Source organism: Pseudomonas sp. C5pp (assembly GCF_000814065.1).
Classification (GTDB): Bacteria; Pseudomonadota; Gammaproteobacteria; order Pseudomonadales; family Pseudomonadaceae; genus Aquipseudomonas; species Aquipseudomonas asiatica.
Genome location: NZ_JWLN01000040.1, coordinates 38,340 through 45,073 on the forward strand (window position 1 = coordinate 38,340; position 6,734 = coordinate 45,073).

Annotated in this window: 5 protein-coding genes; all 5 read right to left on the bottom strand. The window is 60.2% G+C overall.

Features of this window, described 5'->3' with window-relative positions:
• Window positions 1-24: 24 nt before the first annotated feature.
• Window positions 25-351: a four-helix bundle copper-binding protein gene (locus tag RR51_RS24880; protein WP_152619937.1), complete on the bottom strand. Its 327-nt coding sequence runs from the start codon at window positions 349-351 to the stop codon at window positions 25-27.
• A 160-nt stretch (window positions 352-511) separates the two neighbouring features.
• Window positions 512-865, bottom strand: coding sequence for a copper-binding protein (locus RR51_RS24885; protein ID WP_039614979.1), 354 nt, complete (start codon window positions 863-865; stop codon window positions 512-514).
• Window positions 862-4,020, bottom strand: a complete 3,159-nt coding sequence (locus RR51_RS24890; protein ID WP_039614980.1) for an efflux RND transporter permease subunit — start codon at window positions 4,018-4,020, stop codon at window positions 862-864. Before RR51_RS24890 ends, RR51_RS24885 begins: the two co-directional genes overlap by 4 nt.
• A complete protein-coding gene (locus tag RR51_RS24895; protein WP_039614981.1) occupies window positions 4,017-5,480 on the bottom strand; it encodes an efflux RND transporter periplasmic adaptor subunit in 1,464 nt (487 codons plus the stop codon). The genes RR51_RS24890 and RR51_RS24895 overlap by 4 nt, the downstream gene beginning before the upstream one ends.
• Window positions 5,477-6,727 carry a TolC family protein gene (locus RR51_RS24900; RefSeq protein WP_052261104.1) on the bottom strand — a complete coding sequence of 417 codons (1,251 nt, stop codon included), beginning with the start codon at window positions 6,725-6,727 and terminating at the stop codon, window positions 5,477-5,479. Before RR51_RS24900 ends, RR51_RS24895 begins: the two co-directional genes overlap by 4 nt.
• Window positions 6,728-6,734 lie beyond the last annotated feature (7 nt).

The following is a 6,734-nucleotide window of genomic DNA, read 5'->3' on the forward strand; positions in this document are numbered from 1 at the left end:
AGAACGACGGTCGGTCGAAATTAATTAGGCAGCCATTGCTTCGCAGGATTGTGCGCAGGCCAAACAGGCTTGTGCGCAATGCTGACAGTGGTCTGCCTTATGCTTACTGCACTCCTCCCCGCAGGCGCGGCAAATCCTTGCGCACAACGCACAAAATTCCTTGGCGAGCATGCTTTCTCGTGCCATCAAGGTAGCCGCCAGCCTGCACATATCTGCGCAATCCCTGTCCAACTTGATGCAGTCAGCCATCATTTTTACGTCCTGCTCTTGCAGGCAAGCTGACGCGCAGCCTTCACAGGCCAGCGCACAGCGCAGGCATTCCGAGATGCATTCATCAAAGCTACTGTTCATGATCATATCTCCGGTATCGGGTCGATGTGATGCCAGTGCACCGTCTCATGACGGTATGTAGCGTTCGACCTGAGGGGTTCCTGAAGATTGATTACATTTCTGTAAGCTTGTCCGAATCATCTCAGTATGAAGGCGTGCCCGATCATTCAAGGCTTTTCAATCACTGCTTCTGGATGCTCACGATTTTCGCGACGCTTCCCTCCATACGGAACCCAAATTTCACCTTGTCGCCTACGTTCAAGCCCTTCATCTGTGCAGGCTCAGCTTGGAATCCCATGGTCATCGCCGGCCATTTGAGCTCTGCTACCGGGCCGTGCGCCAAGGTGATTTTCCCGCTTTGCGGATCCAGCGCCTTTATTATCCCTTCAGCATGCGCAGTGGGTGCCGCCTGGCTGCCTTGGCCACCCTCGGCGGAAGCTGGCATTTTCTTCATGTCCATACCATCCATGTCCTGGGCATGCACACTGACAGCGAAAGCGGTGACCAGGCCTGCGATGACAATTAGCTTTTTCATTGGATTTCTCCTGAGAGGTTGGGGGTAGCTACAGCAAGTTCGCGGCGACGGATCAGCCAGTACGCCGCAGGGATTACAAAAAGGGAAAGCAAGGGGGCGGTGAGCATGCCGCCCACCATGGGCACCGCGATGCGGCTCATGACCTCGCTGCCGGTACCGCTGCTCCAGAGAATGGGCAGCAGGCCTGCAACGATGACCGCCACAGTCATTGCCTTGGGCCTGATGCGTTGCACCGCGCCCTCACGGATCGCGTCGAGCAGCGTTGCTCGTGTGGTTTCGCCGTTGGCCTGACGCTCAGCCCAAGCGTTATTCAGGTAGATGAGCATGATCACTCCGAACTCCGCCGCTACGCCGGCCAAGGCAATGAAGCCAACGCCTGTGGCCACCGACAGGTTGTAGCCCAGCAGGTACAGCAGCCAAACGCCTCCCGTTAGCGCGAACGGTAACGTGCCCATAATGAGCAGCGCCTCACCGAGGCGGCCAAAAGTCAGATAGAGCAGCACGAAGATGATGGCCAGCGTCGCCGGCACCACCCAGGCCAGACGGGCGTTCGCTCGCTCCAGGTATTCGAACTGGCCGGAGTAGCTCAAGCTCATGCCTGGATCGAGCTTTACCTCGCTGTTGATCGCCTGACGTAGGTCTGCCACAACGGACGAAAGGTCCCGGCCGCGCACATCGATGTACACCCAGCCCGAGGGGCGAGCATTCTCGCTCTTGAGCATGGGCGGACCATCGGCAATACGTATGCGGGCCACGCTGCCGAGCGTCAGCTGGCCGCCCTGCGAGGTGTAGATCGGCAGCTGACGCAACGCCTCCACCGAATCACGCCATTCGCGTGGATAGCGCACGCTGATGGGATAGCGGGCCAATCCTTCAACTGTTTCCCCGATGGTTTCGCCACCGATGGCGCCGGCGACAATGGCCTGTACGCCGTTGATGTTCAGGCCGTAACGGGCTGCGGCATGGCGGTCGATATCCAGATCAATGTAGCGGCCGCCAGTCAAACGCTCTGCCAGCGCCGAAGTCACTCCAGGCACCTTTTTCGCTGCCCGCTCTACAGCAAGGGTAGCCCGGTCTATCTGGTCCAGGTCGCTGCCGGCAACCTTGACCCCGATCGGGCTCTTGATGCCGGTGGCCAGCATATCGATGCGGTTGCGGATGGGCGGTATCCAGATGTTGGTCAGCCCAGGCACACGCACAGTGCGATCAAGCTCCTCGATGAGCTTCTCCGTTGTGATTCCCTGACGCCATTCACTCTTGGGCTTGAGCCGAACGGTGGTCTCGAACATCTCCAGCGGTGCGGGGTCGGTAGCCGTCTCGGCGCGGCCGGCTTTACCAAAGACAGTGGCCACTTCGGGAACGGTTCGAATCAGCCGATCCGTTCGCTGCAAGAGCTCTGAAGCTTTCTGCGCCGAGAGTCCAGGCAAGGCTGAAGGCATGTAGAGCAGATCACCTTCATCGAGCGGAGGAAGGAACTCGCCCCCAAGATGCTTCAAGGGCCACAGACTGCTGAGCAGGATGAGCAATGCTCCAGCGAGGGTAACCAGAGGCCGGCGCAGGACAACCTCCAATGCCGGACGGTACAGCCGGATGAGGCCCCGGTTGAGCGGGTTGCGCTGTTCCGCAGGCAGTGGCCCCCTGATCCAGTACCCCATCAGCACCGGTATCAGGGTCACCGATAGCGCAGCTGCCGCAGCCATCGCGTAGGTCTTGGTAAAGGCCAGGGGTGCAAAGAGGCGCCCTTCCTGGGCTTGCAGCGTGAACACCGGGATGAACGAAAGCGTGATGATCATGAGGCTGAAGAACAGTGCCGGCCCTACCTCGACGGCCGCCTCCGTCATTACCTTCCAATGCGCTTCGCCTCGCAAAGGTTGACCAGGATGCCGGGCATGCCAGGCCTCCACACGTTTGTGGGCGTTCTCGATCATGACCACGGCAGCGTCCACCATTGCACCGATGGCAATAGCGATTCCGCCAAGGGACATGATGTTGGCGTTGATGCCCTGATGACGCATGACGATCAGCGCAATCAGAACTCCCACGGGCAGCGACACGATGGCCACCAACGACGAGCGCAGGTGCCAGAGAAACGCTGCGCAGACCAACGCCACGACCACGAATTCCTCGATCAGCTTGTGACTGAGGTTCTCCACGGCACGGTCGATCAACTGGCTGCGGTCGTAGACGGTGACAAGCTCCACCCCGGCTGGCAGGCCTTTCTTCAGGGTTTCGAGCTTGGCTTTGACGTGCCCGATGGCCTCACGAGCATTCTTCCCGCTGCGTAGAATCACCACACCTCCTACGGCTTCGCCGAGACCGTCCAGTTCGCCTATACCTCTGCGGGCTTCCGGACCTATCTGCACCATAGCGACGTCGCCTAATGTCACCGGCACGCCCTTGGTAGCCAGTCGCAGGGGTATCGCTCTGAAATCATCCAACGATCGCAGGTAGCCGGCCGCACGTACCATGAATTCCGCTTCGCCTTGCTCCAATACACCGCCACCGGTCTCCTGGTTGGCCTTGCCTATAGCCTCCACCACCTCAGCCTGATTGATACCGAGGCTGGCCATACGCAGCGGATCGAGCACGACCTGATACTGCTTGACCATACCGCCGATAGTGGCCACCTCAGCGACATCCGGCAGGGTCTTGAGCTCATAGCGCAGGAACCAATCCTGCAGGCTGCGCAGTTGCGACAGGTCATGGCCGCCGTTGCGATCGACCAGCGCATACTGATAAATCCAGCCCACTCCGGTAGCGTCCGGGCCCAGTACCGGCTTGGCTGCCACAGGTAATCGCGATTGCGCTTGGCTCAGGTACTCAAGCACCCGTGAGCGCGCCCAATAAAGATCGGTGCCGTCCTCGAACAGCACGTAGACGAAGCTGTCACCGAAGGCAGAGAAGCCGCGTACCGTTTTGGCCCCCGGAACCGAGAGCATGGTAGTGGTCAGCGGATAGGTCACCTGATTCTCAACGATTTGGGGAGCCTGGCCTGGGTAGGACGTGCGGATGATCACCTGCACGTCCGACAGGTCGGGCAAGGCGTCGATTGGCAGGCTACGTACCGAGACGAAGCCCCATGCCACCAGAAACAGCGTGGCGAGGAGCACCAGCACACGGTTGCCTACCGACCAGCGGATCAGTTTGGCAATCATGGTTGGCCCTCCAACACTTTGATCTGCTCAACTACCATGCCCTCGTCGCGTTCGCGTATGCCAAAGCGAATCTGCGCACCGATCTTGAGGCCATCAAGGAGAGACTGCTCAGCCACAGGGAAGGTCATGGTCATCCCTGGCATGCCCAGGGTGATGAAAGGACCGTGGGCAACGGTGAGCTGGGTGCCGTCTATCTGCACGACACGGCCATCCGCTTCATGCAGGGCTGGCCCCGCATTAGGCTGACTATCCTGCACCGTTGCCGCCTCGATGCCTTTCAAGTTAGCGTCGGAGTCCAACAGGAATTGCCCGGACGCGACGATGCGCTGTCCTGCCTGAAGACCCTGCAACACCGCAACTTGGCCTTTGCTCTCCTGGCCCAACACGACTTCCACCGGCCGGAAGCGACCACCGTCTTCAGCCAGCATCACCAGGTCTCGCTTGCCGGTGCGGATGACCGCCTCGGCAGGCACCAAGAGGCTTTGCTCGGCAGACTCGCCGGGATGGAGAGCCACTTGAGCGGTCATCCCAGGACGAAGCCGCCCATCTCGGTTGGGCAACTCGATACGCAGGCGCAACGTGCGGCTCTGCAAATCGGCATCGGCCAATAGCGCAGTCAACTTGCCCGGTATGGGATCGCCTGGGAACGCTGGCAATTGCGCCTGCACAGGCTGGCCTTCGCGAAGGCCTTGAGCCTGGGCTTCCGGCACAGCCGCTTCTAGCCAGACGTTGGCCACTCCATTGATCCTTGCCAAAGTAGCCCCCGGCGTCAGCGTCATGCCGGGTCGCAAATCGAGAGCCTGGATTACACCGGCAGTGGGTGCGGAGAGTGTGACCGAGAGCTGCACCTTCCCAGTGCTCGCGACCCGGTTGATCAGGTCGGCCGGCATGCCGGCGAGCACGAGCCGCTGTCGTGCCGCCGCCGTCAGCTGAGCGTCACCGGAATGCCGCAGCGCCAGATATTCCTCCTGCAAACCAGCCCACTCCGGGGTCAGCACATCGGCGAGAGGAGCGCCTTTGGCAACGATGTCGCCCGTCGCTCGGCCATAGACGCGTTCGACGTAACCGCCAGTTCTGGCCTGCAACACACTGAAGTCGCGTTCGTCGAACGTCAGAACGCCGCTCACACTCAGGGTCCGTTCCAGCCGGCCAGCCGTCACCGTTGCCAATCGAATGCCAAGGTTTTGCTGGAGCCCAGCCGAGACCTGAACCGCAGGCTGCTCCTCGCCAGCCGTGTCATCCGAATACTTGGGCACGAGCGGCATGTCCATGAACGGCGATTTTCCGGGCGCCGGGAAGTGCTGCTGGGGATACATCGGGTCGTACCAGTACAGCGCTTTTTTTTCCTCACCTACTGGCTGCGATGGCGAATACGCACCTCTTCCACCTATCCAGAAGCCCGCGCCTATCCCAATAGCAAGGGCAGCAGCCACGAGCAAACCAATCGACCTATTTCTCATGCCCGCACCTCTCCATAAACGAAATGCAGACGTGCTGCTGTTGCCGCCAACTGTCCTTGCAGGTCCACATCCTGTAGCAGTGCTTCCACACGCTGCCGGCGTGCCGACAGCACTTCACTCAAGGGAGACTTACCGGCGCGGTAGTCCGCCAGAGCGAGGCGTACCCGATCCTCTGCCAGAGGTAGAAGCGTTTCGCGACTGCGCCGTACAGCCCGTTGCAAGCGTTGGTACTCGGCAAGGTCTGTTTCAAGCTGGGCTTGATGCTCGCGCAGGGCAGCGTCCTGCTCATCTTCCAATTGGCGAACTTGTGCGCGTCGTGCCGCAATCATCGGGTCTTGCCGTGAGCTGGTGAACAACGGCAACTGGAAGCTGACTTGCAGGCTGACCATGTTGCTGAAATCCGGGCCACGGCGCTGATAATCCACCCCCCAGGACCAATCCGATTTCTTTTCCGCCTGAGCCTGGTGTACCTGGGCTTGGGCCTCGCGTGTCATGGCGTTGTAGGTATTGAGCTCCGGATGGGCATGGACGGAGTGCAAGTATTCAGCTGCGTCTACAGGCCAGACAGGGAAGGTCGGCGCGCCCACTTCGGCGTCCTGCCCAATCCAGCGCTTCAGCGCGGCTCGCGCCTGCGCTGACTGACTCAACAGAACATCTTTCTGCTCGTCCAACTGCGCGGCTTCTTGTTTGGGAACCAGCGTATCGGCGCTGGAGCCTGCGCCTCCGGCAAGGCGTGCCCGCACCGTGTAAGCCAGCAGCTGGTTTTCTTTGTAGAAGGCGTCGAACTGCTCAAGCTTTCGCTGCACGGTGTATGCAGTAATCCAAGCCTGTGCGGTTGCCGCCCTTACCTTCAAGCGTTCGAAGATCGCCTCGGCATCGGCTCGCTCGACCGTGGCCTGCGCTGTCTCTATGCGAGCTTTGCGCTTGTCCCGGTTCGGTACTTCTTGGGACAGGCCAACCACCTGCATGGTCATGAAGTCTCTGTTCATGCTCCAGCGATCGGTGCCTTCAATCGGCAGGTTTTGTACCCCGAGATTCAGGCGCGGATCGGGTAGTTCGCCCGCTGGAATGACTGCGCTGCGCGCAGCTGATGCCTGCTCCTGGCGGGCCTGTAGAGAGGGAGCGTTGCGTTCAGCCAGTTGCAGCGCATCATCCAGCGACAGCGTTGCAGCCTGTGCCGAGACAGCCGGCAGCAGTATGAACAGGACGGCCATGGTTATCCGTCCCAGAAAACGTTGGGGAGTCATGAAAAAT